The sequence below is a fragment of the Corynebacterium sp. ACRPF genome, from assembly GCF_022347395.1.
GTDB classification, from domain to species: Bacteria; Actinomycetota; Actinomycetes; order Mycobacteriales; family Mycobacteriaceae; genus Corynebacterium; species Corynebacterium tuberculostearicum_D.
Genome location: NZ_JAKRNB010000036.1, coordinates 1 through 1,520 on the forward strand (window position 1 = coordinate 1; position 1,520 = coordinate 1,520).

Here is a 1,520-nt window from a genome sequence, read left to right on the forward strand (position 1 = left end):
GGCGGATTCTAGGGGTCGTTGCAACGATGATGGTTAGTTTGGTTTGATGCTACCGGTTTGTGTGAGGGCGTTGGTCATGACTTCGGCTGGGGTGCGCCAGTTGAGTGCTTTGCGTGGTTTGTGGTTGTGAATGTTGGCGATCATTTCTAGGTCCTCGGCGCTGTAGATGGACAGGTCGCTGTTTTTGGGAAGGTTTCTTCTGAGCCTGCCGTTGGTGTTTTCGTTGCTGCCGCGTTCCCATGGTGATCCTGGATGGCAGAAGTAGATGGGAATGTCAGTGGCCATGGTAAAAGCTTTATGACCAGCCATTTCGCTTCCTTGGTCCCAGGTAATTGATGACCAGATAGCTTTATCGATTCCTGTAACCGCCTTGTGCAGGGCTGTGAATACCTCTTTGCTGGTATGCCTTCCCGGTAAGTGGCCAAGGACAACAAATCGGCTGACGCGTTCTACTAGCGTGATTACCGCTGATTGGTTGTTTTTACCGAGGATGAGGTCACCTTCCCAGTGGCCTGGCAAAATACGTTCACTAACCTCATCTGGCCGGTCGTCTATGAGGATCATGTCGTCGACGAAGCGTTGCTGGGCAGGTGTGCTGGAGCGGGTTTGGCGTTTCTTGCGTTTCTTTCTACCGGTCGGCAAGTCCAGGCCAAGGTCTTTGAGTCTTCCTTTGGCCTGCAGGTAAAAGGCGTCATAAATCGTTTCGTGACTAATGCGCATGTCCTTATCAGTGGGGTAGTCGATGGGCAGGCGATTAGAAATCTCCTCAGGTGACCATTGTGCCCGCAATTGTGCGCATACATAGTCCCATAGTCTTTTGTTGGCTAGTAGTTTCGGTATTTTCGGCCGCAACCTCCGCGCACAGGCCTTTAACTGGGCTGTTTCCGCACGATACGGGCCTTCAGCACTGTGGTTTCTGCGTACTTCACGCTGAATTGACGATGCACTTCGCCCTAAACGGCGCCCAATCTCACGCAGCGGCACATCTTCGCGGAGAAGATCGGCGATGATGACGCGTTCTTCGAAGCAAATGTAGCGATTGCTGATGCGTTTATACGGATCCACCCCGCTAGGTAAGGCGGGAGAGGCAAGCCTTCCGGATTCGATGACATCATGGCGTTGGCGCAGCGCTTTCATAAGTCTGTTATACGTGCTGGCGTCTTCGCCGACGGGTATGAACTCTTCTCGTCGACCCTGAGATTTGGTGAGTCCTTTTTCGAAATCTAAACACAATCGACGATCAATTCCTACTGCCGTGCCAGCATCACCACCAGGCAGGCTCGCCAGCCGACGGCGCAGGTATTCAACTCTTAACTGCGTCTGGCGAACTTTCCGAGCATACTGACTTAACCGGATATGGCACCCAGCTTCCGTAGCTACGGCATACGCAGCGGTAAGATGCATCCCACATCTTTTAGCAGCTTGGCGTACCGACAGTCCGCTTCGGACTAGCTCTACAAGCTGGACAGCCTGGCTGCCGCGGCGATCAACTCGTTTGGCTTTATACACGACTGGCAATC

1 protein-coding gene is annotated in these 1,520 nt (G+C 53.0%); it reads right to left on the bottom strand.

Features of this window, described 5'->3' with window-relative positions:
• Positions 1 to 33: 33 nt before the first annotated feature.
• Positions 34 to 1,520, bottom strand: a 1,487-nt coding sequence (locus MHX61_RS11195; protein ID WP_239194934.1) for an IS30 family transposase, incomplete at its 5' end; no start/stop codon positions are given.